The sequence below is a fragment of the Phyllobacterium sp. TAF24 genome (genome assembly GCF_052113785.1).
GTDB lineage: Bacteria > Pseudomonadota > Alphaproteobacteria > Rhizobiales > Rhizobiaceae > Phyllobacterium.
In genome coordinates this window covers 1-17812 of the sequence record NZ_JBFRDN010000023.1, presented here as the reverse complement: position 1 = coordinate 17812, position 17812 = coordinate 1, and the positions used below count along the sequence as shown (strand labels likewise).

The 17812-nt window shown below is 56.3% G+C and carries 21 protein-coding genes and 1 pseudogene; 15 read left to right on the top strand and 7 right to left on the bottom strand.

The window, feature by feature from the left end; translation table 11 throughout:
* The first annotated feature begins 34 nt into the window (after positions 1 to 34).
* Complete coding sequence (gene nth, locus AB4Y96_RS18610) at positions 35 to 802, top strand: endonuclease III (protein ID WP_441919021.1); 768 nt, start codon at positions 35 to 37, stop codon at positions 800 to 802.
* Here the strand turns inward: nth and AB4Y96_RS18605 are convergent.
* A complete protein-coding gene (locus AB4Y96_RS18605) occupies positions 799 to 1515 on the bottom strand; it encodes a sulfate transporter family protein (protein WP_091880176.1) in 717 nt (238 codons plus the stop codon). The genes nth and AB4Y96_RS18605 overlap by 4 nt on opposite strands.
* A 219-nt stretch (positions 1516 to 1734) precedes the next feature.
* On the opposite strand from AB4Y96_RS18605, the gene AB4Y96_RS18600 reads away from it, so the two are divergent.
* Complete coding sequence (locus tag AB4Y96_RS18600; protein ID WP_441919019.1) at positions 1735 to 2727, top strand: adenosine kinase; 993 nt, start codon at positions 1735 to 1737, stop codon at positions 2725 to 2727.
* Here the strand turns inward: AB4Y96_RS18600 and AB4Y96_RS18595 are convergent.
* The 3 genes from AB4Y96_RS18595 to hrcA form a co-directional block, all read right to left on the bottom strand.
* Complete coding sequence (locus AB4Y96_RS18595) at positions 2719 to 3372, bottom strand: trimeric intracellular cation channel family protein (protein ID WP_091879171.1); 654 nt, start codon at positions 3370 to 3372, stop codon at positions 2719 to 2721. The genes AB4Y96_RS18600 and AB4Y96_RS18595 overlap by 9 nt on opposite strands.
* Before the next feature lie 119 nt (positions 3373 to 3491).
* On the bottom strand, positions 3492 to 4205 hold the full coding sequence (gene grpE / locus AB4Y96_RS18590; protein ID WP_091879169.1) for a nucleotide exchange factor GrpE: 714 nt from the start codon (positions 4203 to 4205) through the stop codon (positions 3492 to 3494).
* A 116-nt stretch (positions 4206 to 4321) separates the two neighbouring features.
* Complete coding sequence (gene hrcA, locus AB4Y96_RS18585; protein ID WP_091879168.1) at positions 4322 to 5392, bottom strand: heat-inducible transcriptional repressor HrcA; 1071 nt, start codon at positions 5390 to 5392, stop codon at positions 4322 to 4324.
* A 136-nt stretch (positions 5393 to 5528) separates the two neighbouring features.
* Between hrcA and rph the strand changes: the two genes are divergently transcribed.
* The 11 genes from rph (at position 5529) to AB4Y96_RS18530 (ending at position 14844) form a co-directional block, all read left to right on the top strand.
* The gene (gene rph / locus AB4Y96_RS18580; protein ID WP_091879166.1) at positions 5529 to 6245 is read left to right on the top strand and encodes a ribonuclease PH; all 717 of its coding nucleotides are present in this window, start codon (positions 5529 to 5531) and stop codon (positions 6243 to 6245) included.
* Positions 6246 to 6257: 12 nt separating this feature from the next.
* Complete coding sequence (locus AB4Y96_RS18575) at positions 6258 to 6665, top strand: VOC family protein (protein WP_441919018.1); 408 nt, start codon at positions 6258 to 6260, stop codon at positions 6663 to 6665.
* Positions 6662 to 7306 carry an RdgB/HAM1 family non-canonical purine NTP pyrophosphatase gene (gene rdgB, locus AB4Y96_RS18570; protein ID WP_091880175.1) on the top strand — a complete coding sequence of 215 codons (645 nt, stop codon included), beginning with the start codon at positions 6662 to 6664 and terminating at the stop codon, positions 7304 to 7306. Before AB4Y96_RS18575 ends, rdgB begins: the two co-directional genes overlap by 4 nt.
* Entirely contained in the window at positions 7306 to 8478 is a 1173-nt protein-coding gene (hemW, locus tag AB4Y96_RS18565) for a radical SAM family heme chaperone HemW (RefSeq protein ID WP_175540549.1), read from the top strand. The genes rdgB and hemW overlap by 1 nt, the downstream gene beginning before the upstream one ends.
* Before the next feature lie 9 nt (positions 8479 to 8487).
* Positions 8488 to 9387, top strand: a complete 900-nt coding sequence (gene rsmI / locus AB4Y96_RS18560) for a 16S rRNA (cytidine(1402)-2'-O)-methyltransferase (protein ID WP_441919016.1) — start codon at positions 8488 to 8490, stop codon at positions 9385 to 9387.
* Positions 9384 to 9749, top strand: coding sequence for a YraN family protein (locus AB4Y96_RS18555; protein ID WP_091879162.1), 366 nt, complete (start codon positions 9384 to 9386; stop codon positions 9747 to 9749). Before rsmI ends, AB4Y96_RS18555 begins: the two co-directional genes overlap by 4 nt.
* 333 nt (positions 9750 to 10082) lie before the next feature.
* Positions 10083 to 11537, top strand: coding sequence for a siroheme synthase CysG (gene cysG / locus AB4Y96_RS18550; protein WP_441919014.1), 1455 nt, complete (start codon positions 10083 to 10085; stop codon positions 11535 to 11537).
* An 18-nt stretch (positions 11538 to 11555) separates the two neighbouring features.
* Entirely contained in the window at positions 11556 to 11870 is a 315-nt protein-coding gene (locus AB4Y96_RS18545) for a DUF2849 domain-containing protein (RefSeq protein WP_112523082.1), read from the top strand.
* 22 nt (positions 11871 to 11892) lie between these two features.
* On the top strand, positions 11893 to 13563 hold the full coding sequence (locus AB4Y96_RS18540; protein WP_441919012.1) for a nitrite/sulfite reductase: 1671 nt from the start codon (positions 11893 to 11895) through the stop codon (positions 13561 to 13563).
* Positions 13553 to 14308: a phosphoadenylyl-sulfate reductase gene (locus AB4Y96_RS18535; protein WP_441919011.1), complete on the top strand. Its 756-nt coding sequence runs from the start codon at positions 13553 to 13555 to the stop codon at positions 14306 to 14308. Before AB4Y96_RS18540 ends, AB4Y96_RS18535 begins: the two co-directional genes overlap by 11 nt.
* 5 nt (positions 14309 to 14313) lie before the next feature.
* Positions 14314 to 14844: a DUF934 domain-containing protein gene (locus AB4Y96_RS18530; protein ID WP_441919086.1), complete on the top strand. Its 531-nt coding sequence runs from the start codon at positions 14314 to 14316 to the stop codon at positions 14842 to 14844.
* A gap of 25 nt (positions 14845 to 14869) precedes the next feature.
* On the opposite strand, the gene AB4Y96_RS18525 is transcribed toward AB4Y96_RS18530, so the two are convergent.
* Positions 14870 to 15433 (bottom strand): L,D-transpeptidase, encoded by a 564-nt coding sequence (locus AB4Y96_RS18525; protein WP_441919009.1) that lies wholly within the window; start codon positions 15431 to 15433, stop codon positions 14870 to 14872.
* A gap of 153 nt (positions 15434 to 15586) precedes the next feature.
* Positions 15587 to 16525 (bottom strand): nucleoside hydrolase, encoded by a 939-nt coding sequence (locus AB4Y96_RS18520; protein WP_441919007.1) that lies wholly within the window; start codon positions 16523 to 16525, stop codon positions 15587 to 15589.
* 112 nt (positions 16526 to 16637) lie between these two features.
* Here AB4Y96_RS18520 and AB4Y96_RS18515 point away from each other — a divergent pair, with 112 nt between their 5' ends.
* Both AB4Y96_RS18515 and AB4Y96_RS18510 read left to right on the top strand, forming a co-directional pair.
* Positions 16638 to 17060: an Hsp20 family protein gene (locus AB4Y96_RS18515; protein WP_112522668.1), complete on the top strand. Its 423-nt coding sequence runs from the start codon at positions 16638 to 16640 to the stop codon at positions 17058 to 17060.
* 44 nt (positions 17061 to 17104) lie between these two features.
* Positions 17105 to 17374 (top strand): DUF1150 family protein, encoded by a 270-nt coding sequence (locus AB4Y96_RS18510; RefSeq protein ID WP_441919005.1) that lies wholly within the window; start codon positions 17105 to 17107, stop codon positions 17372 to 17374.
* Positions 17375 to 17592: 218 nt separating this feature from the next.
* Here the strand turns inward: AB4Y96_RS18510 and AB4Y96_RS18505 are convergent.
* Positions 17593 to 17812, bottom strand: a pseudogene (locus AB4Y96_RS18505) (IS110 family transposase); the annotation flags it as partial.

Here is a 17812-nt window from a genome sequence, read left to right as displayed (position 1 = left end):
TGTTTGGCTCATGACGCTTGAGTATAGAAGGGTCATGGAAAATCCCAAGAGCAAAGTTGATCAGATTGACGTGAGTGCGATTGCCGGAAAACCGGCAAAGAAGCCACGTCTTGTCGCGGGTACGCGCTATACGGCTGATGAGATTCATGAGATTTTTCGCCGGTTCTCCATCCAGCGCCCGGAACCCAAGGGCGAGTTGGAACATGTCAACGCCTTCACACTGCTTGTCGCGGTTGCGCTTTCCGCTCAGGCAACCGATATCGGTGTCAACAAGGCAACACGCGCCCTGTTCAAAGTGGCCGACACGCCGGAGAAAATGCGCGATCTTGGCGTGGAAAAACTTGGCGAATATATCCGCACTATTGGTCTTTGGCGCAACAAGGCGAAGAATGTCATCGCCCTCTCGGAAGCCCTGATCCGCGATTATGGCAGTCAGGTGCCGGATGATCGCGACGAACTGGTCAAGCTTCCCGGTGTGGGCCGCAAGACGGCCAATGTCGTGCTCAGCATGGCGTTCGGACAGGCGACGATGGCTGTTGATACGCACATATTCCGCATTGGCAACCGGCTTGGCCTCGCTCCCGGCAAGACGCCGGATCAGGTGGAAGCCAAGCTGATGAAAATCATCCCGGCGGAATATCTTTATCACGCCCACCATTGGCTGATTCTGCATGGCCGCTATACCTGCAAAGCCCGTAAACCGGAATGCAGCGCCTGTGTCATCGCCGATATCTGCAAATCAGCCGAGAAAACATCAGAAATGCCAGCGCCGCTGGTGCCTCTGCCGCCGCAAGTCTTCTAGCGCAATGCGGCAGGTGGTTCCGACTGCGCGACCGCCTTGTGCAGATGCACCATCATGGCGGCTGCAAACAGCGGCGTCAGCAGGTTGAGAATGGGGATAGCCATAAAGGCGGCAATCACAAGACCGGCCAGAAACACCGTTATTGAATGTTTTGACCGCAGCGCCTTGGCTTCCATTTCCGGGCGAAACCGCATGGCGGCAAATTCGAAGAATTCGCGACCGAGCAGATAACCATTGACCACGAAGAACGCGATGATGTTGACACCGGGGATCAAAAGCATCAGCAGAGCGATGATATTCCCGATGATGACGACGCCCATAAATTTCAGCGAAAGCACGAAGGAGCGCAGCACCGGCAGCGGGCGGCCTCTTGGATCGAGCGGATAATCTGACTTTTCCACAACTTCCGCCACGTCGTCGAGAAACAGCCCGGCAACGATGGCTGAAACCGGAGCAATCAGCAGTGCCAGCCCCAGTGCAAGGACAATGCTGGCAAGAATTGCTGCAATAAAACCAAACCAACCGGCCCAGGATGGCAGATCTGGCATCCACTGATCGAAAAACGGCAGAGCCAGCACTTCAAACAATTCCCGCAGTCCAAACCACGCTCCGATGAGCAGCAGAATGGTCATCCCGAGTGATTTCCACAGCACGGATCGAAATTCCGGCCGAAACAGATGGCTTGCGGCGGCGCGTGCGCTTTCAAAGATCATTGTGCCATCATCCTTTTTGGCCACTCGGGAACTTCCGACATAGGGAACGACTTCGGCACAGACAAGGCGGTGACACTTATTGGGGGTAGTCAACGCCTATCGTTCCCGCTAGGACTTGGCAAATGAATGGAACGAATTTGACATCACGCGAACCATGCAAATGTCAGAATCGGACCGTGAGAGGCCAAGAACTGCAATTGAATCAATCCTGGAGTTTTCATGTCGAGTTATGACGTGCTTTGCATCGGCAATGCCATTGTCGATATCATAGCCCGCACGGATGATGATTTTATCGTCAAGAACGGTATCATCAAAAATGCGATGAATCTGATCGATGCCGACCGTGCGGAATTTCTGTATGAGCGCATGGGCCCGGCGATCGAAGCGTCAGGCGGAAGCGCGGGCAATACAGCGGCGGGCGTTGCCAGCCTTGGTGGCCGCGCTGCCTATTTCGGCAAGGTGGCAGATGACCCGCTCGGCCATATCTTTACCCATGACATCCGTGCACAGGGCGTTGCCTTCGATACGCGTGTTCTGAAAGCACCGCCGCCCACAGCCCGGTCCATGATTTTCGTAACGCCCGATGGCGAGCGTTCGATGAACACGTATCTTGGTGCCTGCGTCGAGCTTGGACCGGAAGATGTGGAAAGTTCAAAAGTGTCGGAAGCCAAGGTGACCTATTTCGAAGGTTATCTCTGGGACCCGCCCCGGGCCAAGGAAGCCATCCGCCTCTCGGCAAAAATTGCCCATGAGCACAAGCGTGAAGTATCGATGACGCTATCAGATCCGTTCTGTGTCGATCGTTATCGCGAGGAATTCCTCGATCTGATGCGTTCCGGCACGGTTGATATCGTCTTCGCCAACGAGGCGGAACTCAAATCGCTGTATCAGACCGACGATTTCGAAAAGGGTCTCAATGCGATCCGCAGGGATTGCAAACTGGCCGCCATCACGCGTTCCGAAAAGGGCTCGGTTGTTGTTTCGAAGGATGAAACTGTCGCGGTTCCTGCTATCGAGATTGCCGAACTGGTCGATACGACAGGCGCTGGCGATCTCTACGCGTCGGGTTTTCTGTTCGGCTATACCAATGGCCGGTCATTGACCGATTGCGCGAAACTGGGTTCGCTGACAGCCGGTCTTGTCATCCAGCAGATTGGCCCGCGTCCCGCACAAAACCTGAAGATTGCTGCGCAGCAGGCCGGATTACTCTGACCGCACAATGCCGTCACGCTTGAGTTCTTCAGGCGTGCGGCCCGGTTTATGATAGTTGGGTAGCGTCCAGCCAAAATACAGCGCGCCGCCACGCACCGTGAAAGCGGTGAGGGCGGCGAGCAGTGCCGAAACCTCCGGCCCTGCCGAAAGTCCAAGGAGGATCGTATAGGCGGCCGAACCGGCAAGCGCTGCCGTTACGTAAATCTCGCGCCGCATCAGCACAGATGGTTCCCCCGATACAATATCGCGCAGTACGCCGCCAAATGTGGCCGTTAGAATACCGGTGACAACGGCAATCGCCGGATCAAATCCAAGTGCCAACCCCTTGGCTGCACCCATGACGCTGTAGGCGGCAAGTCCGAGCGCATCAAGCCAGAGCAAAAGCCGGTAACGCGATTCCAGCAGATTGGCGGAGAAATAGACAAGGACAGCGGCTGCGGCGCAGACGAGGATATAGCCGGGCTCTCTCACCCAAAAGACCGGAACCCCGAGAATGAGATCACGCAAGGTTCCACCGCCAATGCCTGTTACCGCAGCCAGAAACACAAAGGCGATGATATCAAGCTGGCGGCGTGAGGCGGCAAGACCGCCCGTGGCAGCAAAGACAAAAACGCCCGCATAATTGAATATCTGGATCAATGTCATCGACCGCTCCCCCTTTTACCAGAGGTAGAACACGGCCAATCCGGACGGTAAATAGCGAAATGAAAAAGGCCAGACACCGTTACCGGTATCTGGCCCTTTTTTACATGAAGGCGCTTTGATTATGCGTCTTTTTCAGCCTGTGGATTGATAGGGCCCGGCTCCGCCTGACCTTCGCCTGTAGCTTGCTTGGGGCCGCCCTTGGAAACGCCGACCAGTGCCGGGCGTAACATGCGGTCGCCAATGACAAACCCGCTTTGCGCCACCTGCAGCACCGTGTTATGCGGCACGTCGGTGTTGGGGATTTCATACATGGCCTGATGGAAATTCGGGTCGAAACGCTGGCCCTGTGGTTCGATCTTCTTTACGCCATGGCGTTCCAGCGCCGACATCATCGAACGCTCGGTGAGTTCCACGCCCTCGGCGAGGGTTTTGAAACCCGCATCGCCATTGGCAAGTGCGTCGGCCGGAATGGCTTCGAGCGTGCGCTTCAGATTGTCGGAAACCGACAGCATGTCGCGGGCAAAGTTTGCAACCGAATAGGAACGTGCGTCATGCACGTCGCGTGCTGTACGCTTGCGCAGGTTTTCCATGTCAGCGGCTAGCCGCAGCAACTGGTCCCTCAGATCGCCGTTTTCGGCGCGCAATGCGTCCAGTTCGGCGCTGCTGATGGCTTGCGCCTCGTCTTCCTCTTCCTGCGCCATGGCGTATTCTTCCGCCTTGCGTGATTTCAGAAAATCATCGGCGGCACGCTTCAGCGCATCACGGTCGCGCGGATTCTTCAGATCGCGCTGATCGAGATCGGGTGCGTCATGATGTTTCTTTTCTTCAGTCATCTATCCTGTCCGTTCATAAATCCAATCTGCGCTGGATATCGAGGTTTAGGCCATGAAAATCAAGTGCAAATGCCCTGAGCAGGGCAAGTTCACGCAGCAGAATGGTACAATCGGAGCTAACGCAACAGTCTTGAGACGAGTTGTGCCGTATAATCCACCATGGGAACAATCCGCGCATAGTTAAGCCGCGTTGGACCGATAACGCCGAGTGCGCCGATAACCCGCTGCTCCGAGTCGCGATAGGGGGCGATAACCAGCGATGAACCCGAAAGCGAGAACAGCTTGTTCTCCGAGCCGATGAAAATACGCACTCCCGAGCCCGCTTCTGCCAGATCAAGCAGCTGTATCGTGCCTTCCTTGGTTTCAAGGTCATCAAAGAGATGACGCAGGCGGTCAAGGTCAGCCTCAGCATTGATCGAATCGAGCAGATTGCCGCGTCCGCGCACAATCAGCCGTGGCGGTTGTCCGCCGCCTGCTCCACCCCAGACTGCCAGCCCTTCTTCGACCAGATGCTGTGATAGTGCATCGAGCGCCTGCTGGGTCTCGTCCTTCAGGCGTGCGATTTCGGCGCGCGCTTCGGTGATGGTGCGGCCTTGAATATGGGCATTGAGGAAGTTCGACGCTTCAATCAATTGGGAGGGGGTGACGCCAGGCGGCAGATCGATCACCCGGTTTTCGATATCGCCGCTCTGCGTAACCAGCACCGCCAGCGCCTTTGTTGGCTCGAGCCGCACGAATTCGATGTGCTTGAGCGCGCCTTCCGCTTTCGTTGCCAGAACAAGACCCGCACCGCGCGACATGCCGGAAAGGAGTTGGCTGGCTTGCGTCAAAACATTCTCGGTTGATTGGGCATCACCACCCGCCCGAACCTGTGCCTCGATGGAATTGCGCTCGTCCGAGGAAAGGTCGCCGACTTCCATGAAGGCATCGACAAAGAATCGCAGGCCGAGCTGCGTCGGCAGACGTCCAGCCGAGATATGCGGCGCATAGACGAGGCCGAGATGCTCCAGATCACTCATAACATTGCGGATTGTCGCAGGCGAAAGCGCAACCGGTAATATCCGCGACAGATTGCGCGACCCAACCGGTTCGCCATCGCCAAGATAGCTCTCGACAATGCGCCGAAAGATATCTCGCGATCGCTGGTCTAGCGATTGCAATGGTTCGGGAGTGACTGCCCTGTTCATTCTGTGTAACGCCCTTGTTTCCTGTCAGGGAATATAGGCATTGTCGGTCCAATCATCAAAGCTTTTGCTGCATGGTTCCATTTAAGCGTCCATTGCTCTAAAAGGCCGGACAAACATATTTTCAAGAGGTCATTCCATGCGTCCTTCCAAACGAGCCCCAGACGAAATGCGCGCCATTTCCTTCGAGCGCGGTGTTTCCAAACATGCTGAAGGCTCGTGCCTGGTCAAGTTTGGCGATACGCACGTTCTGTGCACCGCCAGCCTTGAGGAAAAGGTCCCGGGCTGGATGCGCAACACCGGCAAGGGCTGGGTAACAGCTGAATATGGCATGTTGCCACGCTCCACCGGCGACCGCATGCGCCGCGAGGCCTCATCCGGCAAGCAGGGTGGTCGTACTTTAGAAATCCAGCGGCTGATCGCCCGTTCGCTGCGCGCTGTAGTGGACCTGCAGGCGTTGGGCGAAGTGCAGATCACCGTCGATTGTGATGTCATTCAGGCCGATGGCGGTACGCGCACCGCTGCTATCACCGGCGGTTGGGTTGCCTTGCATGAATGCCTGCGCTGGATGGAAACCCGCCAGATGCTCAAGGTCGAAAAAGTGCTGAAGGATCATGTCGCGGCGATTTCCTGCGGTATTTCCAACGGTACGCCGGTTATCGATCTCGATTATGCCGAGGATTCAACGGCACAGACCGATGCCAACTTCGTCATGACCGGCAAGGGTGGTATTGTGGAAGTGCAGGGAACGGCGGAAGGCGAGCCATTCTCGCAGGAAGAACTGCTGGCATTGATGGATCTTGCCCGCAACGGCATTACCCGTCTGGTTTCCCTGCAGAAAATGGCGGTCGCCTAAACGGAAAACATCATGCAGCCATCGGGTATTCTGGAAACTGCACTTTATGTGACCGATATCGAATTGGCTGCACGGTTTTATACGGACGTGCTTGGACTGGAAGTCATTCTGCGCGCGGGCAATGAATCGGTATTCTTTCGCTGCGGTGCCGGTGTGCTGATCCTGTTTGATGCGGACAAGCTGCTGGAAAGACCCAAAGGCGGGCTGCCTATCCCCGCCCATGGTGCCAAGGGTCCGGGTCATGTCTGTTTTCGCTCAACGCGGGATGAAATTTCCAGCTGGAAATCCCATCTTGAGGCCAATGGCGTTACCATCGAAAGTGAATTTGACTGGCCAAACGGCGCCCGCTCCCTTTATTTCCGCGACCCTTCCGGAAACTCGATAGAATTTGCCGAACCGGCTTTATGGAACCCGAAATGAGAACACTCGAAAAAGGCAAGCTGCTCGTTGCCAGTCATAACAAGGGCAAGATTCAGGAAATGATCGACCTGCTCGGTCCCTTCGGTTTCGAAGTGGTATCTGCCGGTGATCTTGGTCTGCCGGAGCCGGATGAAACCGGCACCACCTTTGAAGAAAATGCTTACATCAAGGCTTTTGCGGCAGCCAAGGCGACGGGCCTTGTTGCTCTCTCCGATGACTCAGGCCTTTGTGTTGATGCGCTGAACGGCGACCCCGGCGTCTACACCGCCAATTGGGCCGAACTGCCAGATGGTAAGCGCGATTTCGCCCATGGGATGCAGAAAGTTGAATCCGCCTTGCAGGAAAAGGGCGTCACCAACCCTCAGGATCGGGGCGGGCGCTTTGTTTCGGTCATCTGCCTTGCATGGCCTGATGGCGAAGCCAATTACTATCGCGGCGAGGTGGAGGGCGAGATTGTCTGGCCGCCGCGCGGCACAGCCGGTTTCGGTTTCGATCCGGTGTTCAAGCCACAAGGCTATGATGCCACTTTCGGCGAAATGACTGCCGAGCAGAAACACGGCTGGAAGCCCGGCGAAGCCGATGCGCTATCGCACCGCGCCCGAGCCTTCCAGCATTTTGCCCGCGATTGTCTGGGCGCGTAATGACAAATCCGGTGCGTGGCCAGGAAAATGAAGGGGGCTTTGGCGTCTATGTCCATTGGCCCTTCTGCATGGCCAAATGCCCCTATTGCGACTTCAATTCGCATGTACGCCACCAGCCAGTGGATCAGCAGCGATTCACGGCGGCCTTTGCCCGTGAAATGGCGACAATGCGCCAGCGTACCGGTCCACGCACAATTTCCAGCATTTTCCTTGGTGGCGGCACGCCGTCTTTGATGGAACCGGAAACAGTGGGATCGGTTCTCAACGAGATCGCAAAGAACTGGACTGTTCCCGATAATATCGAGATCACGCTGGAAGCCAATCCGACCAGCGTCGAAGCCAACCGGTTTCGCGGCTATCGTGCGGCGGGTGTCAATCGTGTCTCGCTGGGTGTTCAGGCGCTGAATGATCCTGATCTGCGCCGGCTTGGACGCATGCACAATGTCGACGAGGCTTTGGTGGCTATCGGCCTTGCGCGCGATATTTTCCCGCGCCTGTCCTTCGATCTCATCTATGCCCGGCCTGACCAGACCATCGAGGCCTGGCGGGAAGAACTCAACCGCGCCATTTCCTATGCTGCCGATCATCTGTCGCTCTATCAGCTGACGATTGAGGAAGGCACGGCATTCTACCAGCTATGGAAAGCCGGCAAACTGATCACGCCGGATGGTGATCATGCGGCCGCCCTTTATGCGGAAACGCAGGATGTGACCGCACAGCGCGGTCTCCCCGCCTATGAGATATCCAACCACGCAGCACCCGGCGCCGAATCCCAGCACAACCTCGTCTATTGGCGTTACGGCGAATATGTCGGCGTCGGTCCCGGTGCACATGGGCGCTTCATCGAGAACGGCAAGCGCGCCGTGACGATCACCGAGCGCCATCCGGAAACCTGGATGAGCAAGGTTGAGGCCGATGGTCATGGTATCGTGGAAGAAGAGCTGCTGACCGGCGAGCAGGAAGGCGATGAATTCCTGCTGATGGGCCTGCGACTGGTCGAGGGTATCGATCTTGCGCGCTACGAGCGCCTAACCGGCCACAGTGTAAAGGAAAAACGCGTAATTTCCTTGGCCGAACAGGGCCTTATCGAATATATCGGCAATAGTCGCATCCGCACGACGCCCGAAGGCGCTATCGTTTTGAATGCGGTTATCGCCGATCTGGCGGCGTAGGGGTATAAAGTGTCTGACGGGGAAGCCAGCGAACGAAACTATCAGATCGGCAACAGTTCATTCCGCGCCCGCCCGCTTGAACCGGCGCTCTACATCGTCGCGACACCCATTGGTAATCTTGGTGACATGACCCTGCGCGGCATTGAAACCCTTGCGGCTGCGGATGTGATCGCCTGCGAGGATACACGCGTCAGCCGTGTGCTGCTGGATCGCTACGGCATTTCCCGCCGTCCCTATGCCTATCATGAACACAATGCTGCGGAAGCCGGGCCGAAACTGATCGAAGCCTTGCTCGCAGGGAAAAGTGTTGCTCTCGTTTCCGACGCGGGAACGCCGCTCGTCTCTGATCCGGGCGGGCGACTTGTGCCGGAAGCCAAGGCGGCCGGTATTCGTGTTGTTCCCATTCCCGGCGCGTCATCAGTTTTGGCTGCACTGACGGCCTCGGGGCTGTTTACGGACAGTTTCTATTTTGCCGGGTTCCTGTCATCAAAACAGGGTCAGCGCCGCTCAAAACTTGAATCATTGAAGACGCTGGATGCAGCACTGGTGTTCTTTGAATCGCCCAATCGCGCCGCCACAACGCTGGCTGATATGGTCGAGGTGTTCGGGCCAAAACGGCAGGCATCGCTGTGCCGCGAACTCACCAAAACCTATGAAACCATCGTCACCTTGCCGCTGGCCGAACTTGCAGCGGAATTCGACGGCGAGGACCGTATTCGCGGCGAGGTGGTCCTTGTAGTCGGGCCTCCGGAAGGCGACCAGAATATTGCCCGTTCTGACGATGATATCGATGCACTGCTGCGTGCGCTCGTCTTGGAAATGTCGCCTTCAAAGGCAGCCGGTGAGGCCTCGCGCATGACGGGCCGTCCCAAGGGTGAACTCTATCAACGGCTGCTCGCAATGAAATGAACGGAGCGGGCAAACGGCACAAAGCGTATAGGCGTGGCCACTCAGCCGAATATTTCGCCGCCCTTGCTTTGATGCTGAAAGGCTTCCGTATCGTCGAGCGGCGCTACCGGACAAAGCTCGGCGAAATCGACCTTATTGCCCGGCGTGGGAATCTCATTCTCATCGTTGAAGTGAAAGCGCGAACAACACTTGAACAAGCAATGGACGCTGTAAACGTCACTACCATGCGGCGCATCGAATCCACAGCCGATCTTTGGCTTGCCCGCCAGCCCGATTATGCAAAACTCTCGCTGCGGTTTGATCTTGTTGCCATCCTGCCTTGGCGCTGGCCGGTGCATGTTCCTGCTGTTTTCATGGTCTAACGCATTGGTTCATGGCTGCGCTCAATCCCGGTCATTTGGTGATCCCCGAAGCGGCGAGTAGAAAAATCGCTTGCATTTCTCCACTAACACGATAAAAGTGGTCGTGTATTGGATCAGCGCGTTTTGAGCTGACGCCCTTGGTTGCAGCATGTCCGTTTTGCAGATTATGCAAAAGCCGGACGTGTGTTTTTCTGTGTAATGTAGAACGGAAATCCGCTTGTTCCCGGATTTTCAGAAATTCCATGCTCCGCTGTTCGATTCGGCGCACTTTCGTTCCTTATAAAGAGTGGTCGGATCAACGATAATCCCGGTAATCATTGGGATTATCTGCTCATGTCTGTTCATGCCAGCCAGCTTTCTGTCTTTCCTGCCTTCTTCCGCGTGCGGAATGAAGTGGTTGTGGTTGTTGGTGATGGCGAGGAAGCGCTGAACAAGGCCCGACTTCTGGTGCAGACCAATGCCGCGATCCGCATCGTCGCTGCCAATCCTGAGCGCGAGCTTGCCGATTTCATCCACTCCGGGCGCTATGATCACGTCGTGGAAAATTTTGCTCCCGAACATCTTACTGGAGCAAAACTGGTTTTTGTGGCGACTGGCGATGAAACGCAGGATAGCGCCATTGCTGGTGAGGCGCGCCGTCAGCGCGTTCCTGTTAACGTCGTGGATCGACCGGAACTGTGCGATTTCTTCACCCCGGCCATCGTCAACCGCGCGCCGATTGCCATCGCCATCGGTTCGGAAGGCACTGGCCCAGTCCTCACCCAGCTTATTCGTGCCCGGATCGATGCGGCGTTCTCGCCGCGTCTGGGTGATCTGGCCCGCCTTGCCAATGCCTATCGCCCTGCCGTCGAGAAGCTGGTGAAGAAGGGCTTGGCGCGCCGCGTGTTCTGGCGTTCGTTCTTCTCCGGCGATGTGGCAGGCAAAGTCTATAACAATGATCTTGATGGTGCCCGTCAGGCCGCTGGTATGCTCCTAGACAATCAGGACGAGCCGAAAGGTTACGTCTGGCTTGTTGGTGCAGGTCCCGGCGCTGAGGATTTGCTGACCTTGCGCGCCCACCGTGTTCTCATGGAAGCTGATGTCATCGTCTATGATGCGCTGGTGCCCGAGGCAGTTGTCTCCATGGGTCGCCGCGATGCGGTCAGGCTTTCGGTTGGCAAGCGCAAGGGTTGCCATACCAAGAGCCAGAGTGAAATCAATGAACTCCTCGTTTCCCTTGGCCGTGAAGGCAAGCGCGTTGTCCGCCTGAAATCCGGTGATCCACTGGTTTATGGCCGTGCCGGTGAAGAAATGGCAGCGCTGCGTTCTGCCGGTATTCCGTTCGAAATCGTTCCCGGCATCACATCGGCCTTTGCCGCTGCTGCCGATATGCAATTGCCTCTGACCCTGCGTGGTGTCGCATCCTCCCTTGTGTTCACCACCGGGCATGACATGGCAGGTGAAGTGCTGCCCGATTGGGCCCGCCTTGCCATTTCAGGTGCAACAATCGCCGTCTATATGGGCCGTAGTGTTGCTGCATCCGTTGCTGAACGACTGATGAGTGCTGGACTGCATGCCGATACCGGTGTGGCTGTCATCGAAAATGCCGGTCGTGCGGATCGCCGCATGTTCCACGGTACGCTGCACGATTTGCCGGCGCTGGAACAGCGTCTTGATCTTGATGGACCCGTGATGGTGGTCATCGGTGATGCTGTTGCAGGTGCTGCAATCGACAAGGCGGAGCCTCTGGCCGTTCAAATTCCAACCTCTTCGGTGGCCAAACGCCACCTTCAGACCAATGCCGCTTAACCGCGAAGGATGACGATCATGAGTGTAAAAGTTCTCACAGCAAACCGTCTGACCGATGGCGAAGCCGTTTGGCTTGGCGCCAATGGCGAATGGCTCGATCATATTGATGGTGCCCTTGTTGCACGTCACGCGGAAGCGGCGGCAGCACTTGAAGAAGCTGGTAAGGCGGCGATCAAGTCCAACCTTGTCATCGACGTCAATGTTATCGATGTGGAAGAGCGCGGTGAACATCTTTATCCGGTGCGGCTGCGCGAGCGCATCCGTCAGCTCGGCCCCACCGTCCGTCTTGATCTTGGCAAACAGGCTGATAAGCCTGCGGCTAACGCCGCTTAACCTGTAATCGAAGGCCCGCAGAATGTATCGTTACGATGAGTTTGATCACGCGTTTGTTTCAGCCCGCGTTGAACAGTTCAAGGATCAGGTGGAGCGCCGCCTTGCCGGCGAACTGACCGAGGACCAGTTCCGCCCGCTGCGGCTGATGAATGGCGTCTATCTGCAATTGCATGCCTATATGCTGCGCGTCGCCATTCCCTATGGCACATTGTCGGCGCGCCAGATGCGCAAGCTTGCCCATATCGCCCGCACCTATGATCGCGGCTATGGCCATTTTACCACCCGCCAGAATCTCCAGTACAATTGGCCTGCGCTCAAAGACATGCCAAAGGTGCTGGATGAGCTTGCGGAAGTTGAAATGCATGCCTTGCAGACTTCAGGTAATTGCATTCGCAACGTCACAGCCGATCACTTTGCCGGTGCCGCTGCCGACGAGGTAGCGGACCCGCGCCCCTATGCGGAAATTCTGCGCCAGTGGTCGTCAATGCATCCGGAGTTTTCGTATCTGCCGCGCAAGTTCAAGATCGCTGTTACCGGGGCCGAGCGCGACCGCGCGGCCATTCAGGTGCACGATATCGGTCTGCATCTGAAGCGCAACGAAGCGGGCGAGATTGGCTTTGCCGTCTATGTCGGCGGCGGTCAGGGCCGCACGCCGATGGTTGCCAAGAAGATTCGCGACTTCTTGCCCGTCGAAGACCTGCTGACCTACACCACCGCGATCATGCGCGTTTACAATCTCAATGGTCGCCGCGACAACAAGTACAAGGCGCGCATCAAGATCCTCGTGCATGAAACCGGCACAGAAGAGTTGACCCGTCAGGTTGAAACCGAATGGCTGGCTCTCAAAAACAGTGATCTGAAGCTGCCGCAGACAGATGTCGATGCCATCGACAGCTATTTCCGTCCGCCGCATCTGCCGCAGCGTCCAGAAGGCTGGTCTGCACTGGCCGCTGCCCGCAAGGCGGATCATGCTTTCGCGGCGTGGGTAGACCAAAACGTGACGCCGCACAAGAACCCGGATTATGGTGTCGTGACCATTTCCCTGAAGCCAATTGGCGGCATTCCGGGTGATGCGACTGATGCACAGATGGATCTGGTTGCCGATATTGCCGAACAATTCTCGCAGGATGAAATCCGCGTCAGCCATGAGCAGAACCTTATCCTGCCGCATGTGGCGATTGCCGATCTGCGCATTGTCTATGATCTGCTTTTGACTGATGGCCTTGCCACCGCCAATGCAGGGCTGATCACGGATATCATCGCCTGTCCGGGTCTGGACTACTGCGCTCTGGCGACCGCCCGATCGATCCCCGTTGCCCAGCGCATATCGGAACGTTTTGCCGATCCGGCCCGTCAGGCGGATATTGGTGAACTCAAGCTAAAAATTTCCGGTTGCATCAATGCCTGCGGGCATCATCACGTTGGCCATATCGGCATTCTCGGCGTCGAGAAGAAAGGCGAGGAACTCTACCAGATTTCGCTCGGCGGTTCGGGCGATGAGGTCTGCACCATCGGTGACATTACTGGGCGCGGTTTCTCCTCGGAAGAAATCGTCGATGCGATTGAGACCATTGTCGATCGTTACCTCGAAGTGCGGACGGACAAGGAGGAAACTTTCCTTGCTGCCTACCGGCGTCTGGGTGCTGCTCCCTTCAAGGAAGCGCTCTATAGCGAGGCTGCAAATGCTGCATGAAGCCAATGAGATCACCGTAGCGGACGAAGCGCTTGCGCTTGAAGACCGCTATGGCAATCTCGAACCATCAGCGGTGATAGAACTCGCCATCGAACATCTTTTTCATGATGAGATCGCCGTGGTTTCTTCATTCGGTGCCGAATCCTCGGTGCTGTTGCACATGATTGCGCAGGTGAATCCAGCCTTACCGGTGCTCTTCCTTGAAACGGGCAAGCATTTTCCGGCCACTTTGCGTTATCGGGACCAATTGGTGCATGATCTTGGTCTGACCGACGTGCAGGATATTCACCCGCTGAAGCAGAGCCTGAAGGATGAAGACCCCTTTGGCGCGCTGTCCATGACCAACAAGGATCGGTGCTGCTACATCCGTAAGGTCGAGCCGATGGCCCGTGCGGTTGCGCCCTATCGCGCCTGGATGACCGGTCGCAAGCAGTTTCAGGCATCGACGCGCACGGCATTGCCCGTATTTGAAGCGGTCGGGGCGCGCGTGCGCATCAATCCGTTGGCGCGCTGGACTTCGGCGGATCTGAAGGCCTATATGGCTGTTAATCAGTTGCCGCCGCATCCGCTTATCGCAGAAGGCTACCGGTCCATCGGCTGCATGCCCTGCACCTCCCCTGTAAAAGAAGGCGAGGATGATCGTGCTGGTCGCTGGGCAGGCTCTGATAAAACTGAATGCGGCATCCATCTGACTGGCCTGACCGACCAGTTGAGCAATATTTCCCTGACGGATTCGAATCTATGACCGACATTTCTGAAAAGCCCGAGAGCCAGCTTTGGAGCCGCGAGGGTTTTCGCGAAGACCCCTATATTACGGCTGAAACATTGGAAGAGGCGGGTGATGCTCCTGCGGTGATCCTGCCCTTGGCCGTATGGTTTGGGCTTGATGAAGGCGTGCGCAATGCAACCAACCGCCGTATTGGTGTTTCCGTTGCACCGGGGGAGAGCATTGATCCGCTCCTGCCGCTGCTCGGTTCCATCCCGGTGATTGCACTGCAATTTCCCGCATTTAACGATGGCCGTTCCTATTCCAAGGCCGAAGTGCTGAAGGACCGTCATCAGTTTCAGGGTGAGTTGCGTGCGGTTGGCGATGTGCTGATCGATCAGGTCGCCTATATGCTACGGACCGGCTTCGATACGCTGAAAGTCACCCATGCGGTTACATTGACACGGCTTGCGGATCACAATCTGCACGATACGCCGGTTTATTATCAGCCGGGCCGCGGCTCACACACCAAAGCGGGCACCTATAGCTGGCGCCGTGTGCCCGACACGCAATAGCGAGGCACATCCGCTGCCTGATTGATCAGAGCACGACAACGGGAGTTCCCAAGGGAACCCGTTCGTAAAGATCCATCACATGCTCGTTGATCATGCGGATACAGCCGTTCGAAACGGCTTTACCAATTGACGAAGGCTCGGTTGTGCCATGGATACGGTAATAGGTGTCGCGGCCATCGCGGTAAAGATAGAGCGCGCGAGCCCCCAGCGGATTGCTTCCACCACCAGCCACACCGTCAGCATACCGAGCATATTTTTCCGGCTGACGTTTGATCATATTGTCTGTCGGCTGCCAGCGCGGCCATTTGGCTTTTCGTCCGACTTCCGCCGTCCCTGAAAAGGCGCGCCCGGCGCGGCCAACGCCGATGCCGTAACGCACCGCTGAATATTCGTCTTCGATCAGATAGAGAAAACGGTTGCGCGGGTCGATCACGACTGTCCCGATCTCTTCATAGCCCGGGTAGTCAACGATCTGCGGCATATATTCAGGATTGAGAACAAAGGGCCGCTTCTTGGATTGCGCCAATGCAAGCTGTGGTGCGGCAAGGGCCGCCGCAAATCCGTAAAAGAACGTTCGCCGTGTCAGCATGTCGATCCCATACGCTTGAGCCCCTCGTTTTGGGCCTTCTGTCATGCAATGATTATGCGCCTCAATTGCTGAACGAAGGTTTACACGGACTCAACTTTTTGTGATGAAACAAGGAGATAGGTCCGGAAGCACGCGCCGCCGGACCCTGTTGGTTCAGGGGAGACGGGCTATGCGTTCAACCAGCAGATCGAAGAAACCGTCATCATTCACATCTCGTATGTAAAAGGCGTTTTTCGGCCTGTCGGTCACACCCCACCAATCGGCGACGGTCATGCCGAGCGTGAGCTCCGAAGCTGTTTCAACGGTGACGTTGCAATGCCTTCCCTTGTAAAGCTCCGGCTTCAGGAGATAGGCAATCACGTTCGGGTCATGCAACGGGCCGCCATCGCTGCCATATTTTTCCTCATCAAAACGTTCGAAGAATTCCAGTAGCGCAACACAGGCCGTGCCTGATTTGGTGCCCATGGCCCGAAACCGGTCAATACGCTTGGCCGTGGTCAATGCCTTGTGCGTTACGTCGAGCGGCAGCATGACAACTGGTACACCTGACGCAAGCACCACCTGTGCCGCCTGCGGGTCCACATAGATGTTGAATTCAGCGGTTGGGGTGATGTTGCCACCCTCAAAGAAACCGCCGCCCATCAGCACGATCTCGCGAATACGCGGGGCGATCTCGGGCGAACGGATCAGCGCCTGCGCAATATTGGTAAGGGGACCGAGCGGGCACAGGGTCACGCTGCCGCTTTCTTCCTTGAGCAAGGTTTCGATGATGAAATCAACCGCGTGCTGTTGTTGCAGAGGCATGGTCGGTTCGGGCAGGTCAGGGCCGTCAAGGCCGGTCTTCCCATGCACATTTTCAGCGGTGACCAGCGCGCGCATCAGCGGTCTGTCTGCGCCGGCAAAGACTTTTACATCAGGGCGTCCTGCCAGTTCGCAGATTTTACGGGCATTGGTTTGTGTCAGATTCAGCGGCACATTGCCCGCAACGGCCGTAATGCCGAGAACATCCAGTTCCGGGCTTGCCAGCGCCAGAAGGATCGCCAGCGCATCATCCTGGCCCGGATCGGTATCGATTATTATTTTCCGCGTCATCTCTTGCTTTCATTCTCTTGAAGTCTGCATCCGGATCAACCATATCAAAGGACAGAAGGGAAATGCCATCTCCGGGTTTCTCTTTTAGGTCGCTTTTCTGAGGACTGCACAGATGACACGAATGACACCGTTTTCAAGCCCTTTGCTGCTTGGTTTCGACACGATGGAAAAGACGCTGGAGCGTATCGCCAAATCCGGTGACGGCTACCCGCCTTACAATATCGAACGCATCCAGGCCGATAATGGCCGGGAACAGCTTCGGATCACCCTCGCAGTTGCTGGCTTTTCCAATGATGATCTTGAAGTGACCACCGAGGATAACCAGTTGGTCATTCGCGGGCGGCAAGCCGATGAAAGCGAACGGGAATATTTGCATCGTGGCATCGCAGCGCGTCAGTTCCAGCGCATATTTGTTCTTGCCGATGGAATGCGCGTCAGCGCCGCCACTTTGAAGAATGGGCTTCTGTCGATCGATCTCGACCGTCCGGAACCCGAACGATTGGTCAAACGCATCAACATTGCGGTTCAGGATTGATCGTAGCTCTAACAGGACAGGGCCTTTGGAAGGACTGTCCGAATATGGAGGCTGATATGCAAAACACTGTTTCGAAGAATTTCCTGAGTGAACTGGAATTTTCGCGTCTTGGCGCCGGACAGGTTGCCTATATGCGCAAGGTGAAGACCGACGATCTCGCCACCAGTTTCCCCGCTTTGCCACCGATGACGCCGGGTGTTGAACTCTGGGCACTTTTTGCTGCCAACGGCGATCCGATTGTGCTTTCCGATGAACGTGACAACATTCTTGTTGGCGCACAGGAGCATGAGCTGCGCACGGTTATGCTGCAGTAAATGCAGATTGATGGATTGAGTAAAAACCCCGTTGGCTTGCCAGCGGGGTTTTTCTTTTGGGATTGCATTAGCGTGGTTCGTGGTTCGACAAGCTCACCATGAGGGAGATGGGTGGATGCAACGATAATCACCAGCATTGCAGATCACAAGGATTGCAGAACTTGGTTCCCTTTCATCACCCCTCTCCCTCATGGTGAGCAACTGTGTTTGGGTGTTGATCAGATTTGGTGTTCTAATCTCCATGGTGTGTCGGTTTTGATGATGGCGTTGATGATGACGATGAGTTTTCGCATGATGGCCACAATTGCAACCTTGAAGGGTTTTCCAGCGGCTCTGAGTTTCTGGTAGAAGCGTGCCAGTGGCTGGCTCTTGGCCCTTATGATGGAAAGGCACGCCATGTAGAGGATGCGCCTGATATGAGGGCGGCCCGGGCGGCCC

Coding starts and splice junctions, on each gene's coding strand:
- nth (WP_441919021.1), top strand. CDS start 35: ATGGAAAATCCCAAGAGCAAAGTTGATCAGATTGACGTGAGTGCGATT.
- AB4Y96_RS18605 (WP_091880176.1), bottom strand. CDS start 1,515: ATGATCTTTGAAAGCGCACGCGCCGCCGCAAGCCATCTGTTTCGGCCG.
- AB4Y96_RS18600 (WP_441919019.1), top strand. CDS start 1,735: ATGTCGAGTTATGACGTGCTTTGCATCGGCAATGCCATTGTCGATATC.
- AB4Y96_RS18595 (WP_091879171.1), bottom strand. CDS start 3,372: ATGACATTGATCCAGATATTCAATTATGCGGGCGTTTTTGTCTTTGCT.
- grpE (WP_091879169.1), bottom strand. CDS start 4,205: ATGACTGAAGAAAAGAAACATCATGACGCACCCGATCTCGATCAGCGC.
- hrcA (WP_091879168.1), bottom strand. CDS start 5,392: ATGAACAGGGCAGTCACTCCCGAACCATTGCAATCGCTAGACCAGCGA.
- rph (WP_091879166.1), top strand. CDS start 5,529: ATGCGTCCTTCCAAACGAGCCCCAGACGAAATGCGCGCCATTTCCTTC.
- AB4Y96_RS18575 (WP_441919018.1), top strand. CDS start 6,258: ATGCAGCCATCGGGTATTCTGGAAACTGCACTTTATGTGACCGATATC.
- rdgB (WP_091880175.1), top strand. CDS start 6,662: ATGAGAACACTCGAAAAAGGCAAGCTGCTCGTTGCCAGTCATAACAAG.
- hemW (WP_175540549.1), top strand. CDS start 7,306: ATGACAAATCCGGTGCGTGGCCAGGAAAATGAAGGGGGCTTTGGCGTC.
- AB4Y96_RS18555 (WP_091879162.1), top strand. CDS start 9,384: ATGAACGGAGCGGGCAAACGGCACAAAGCGTATAGGCGTGGCCACTCA.
- cysG (WP_441919014.1), top strand. CDS start 10,083: ATGTCTGTTCATGCCAGCCAGCTTTCTGTCTTTCCTGCCTTCTTCCGC.
- AB4Y96_RS18545 (WP_112523082.1), top strand. CDS start 11,556: ATGAGTGTAAAAGTTCTCACAGCAAACCGTCTGACCGATGGCGAAGCC.
- AB4Y96_RS18540 (WP_441919012.1), top strand. CDS start 11,893: ATGTATCGTTACGATGAGTTTGATCACGCGTTTGTTTCAGCCCGCGTT.
- AB4Y96_RS18535 (WP_441919011.1), top strand. CDS start 13,553: ATGCTGCATGAAGCCAATGAGATCACCGTAGCGGACGAAGCGCTTGCG.
- AB4Y96_RS18525 (WP_441919009.1), bottom strand. CDS start 15,433: ATGCTGACACGGCGAACGTTCTTTTACGGATTTGCGGCGGCCCTTGCC.
- AB4Y96_RS18520 (WP_441919007.1), bottom strand. CDS start 16,525: ATGACGCGGAAAATAATAATCGATACCGATCCGGGCCAGGATGATGCG.
- AB4Y96_RS18515 (WP_112522668.1), top strand. CDS start 16,638: ATGACACGAATGACACCGTTTTCAAGCCCTTTGCTGCTTGGTTTCGAC.
- AB4Y96_RS18510 (WP_441919005.1), top strand. CDS start 17,105: ATGGAGGCTGATATGCAAAACACTGTTTCGAAGAATTTCCTGAGTGAA.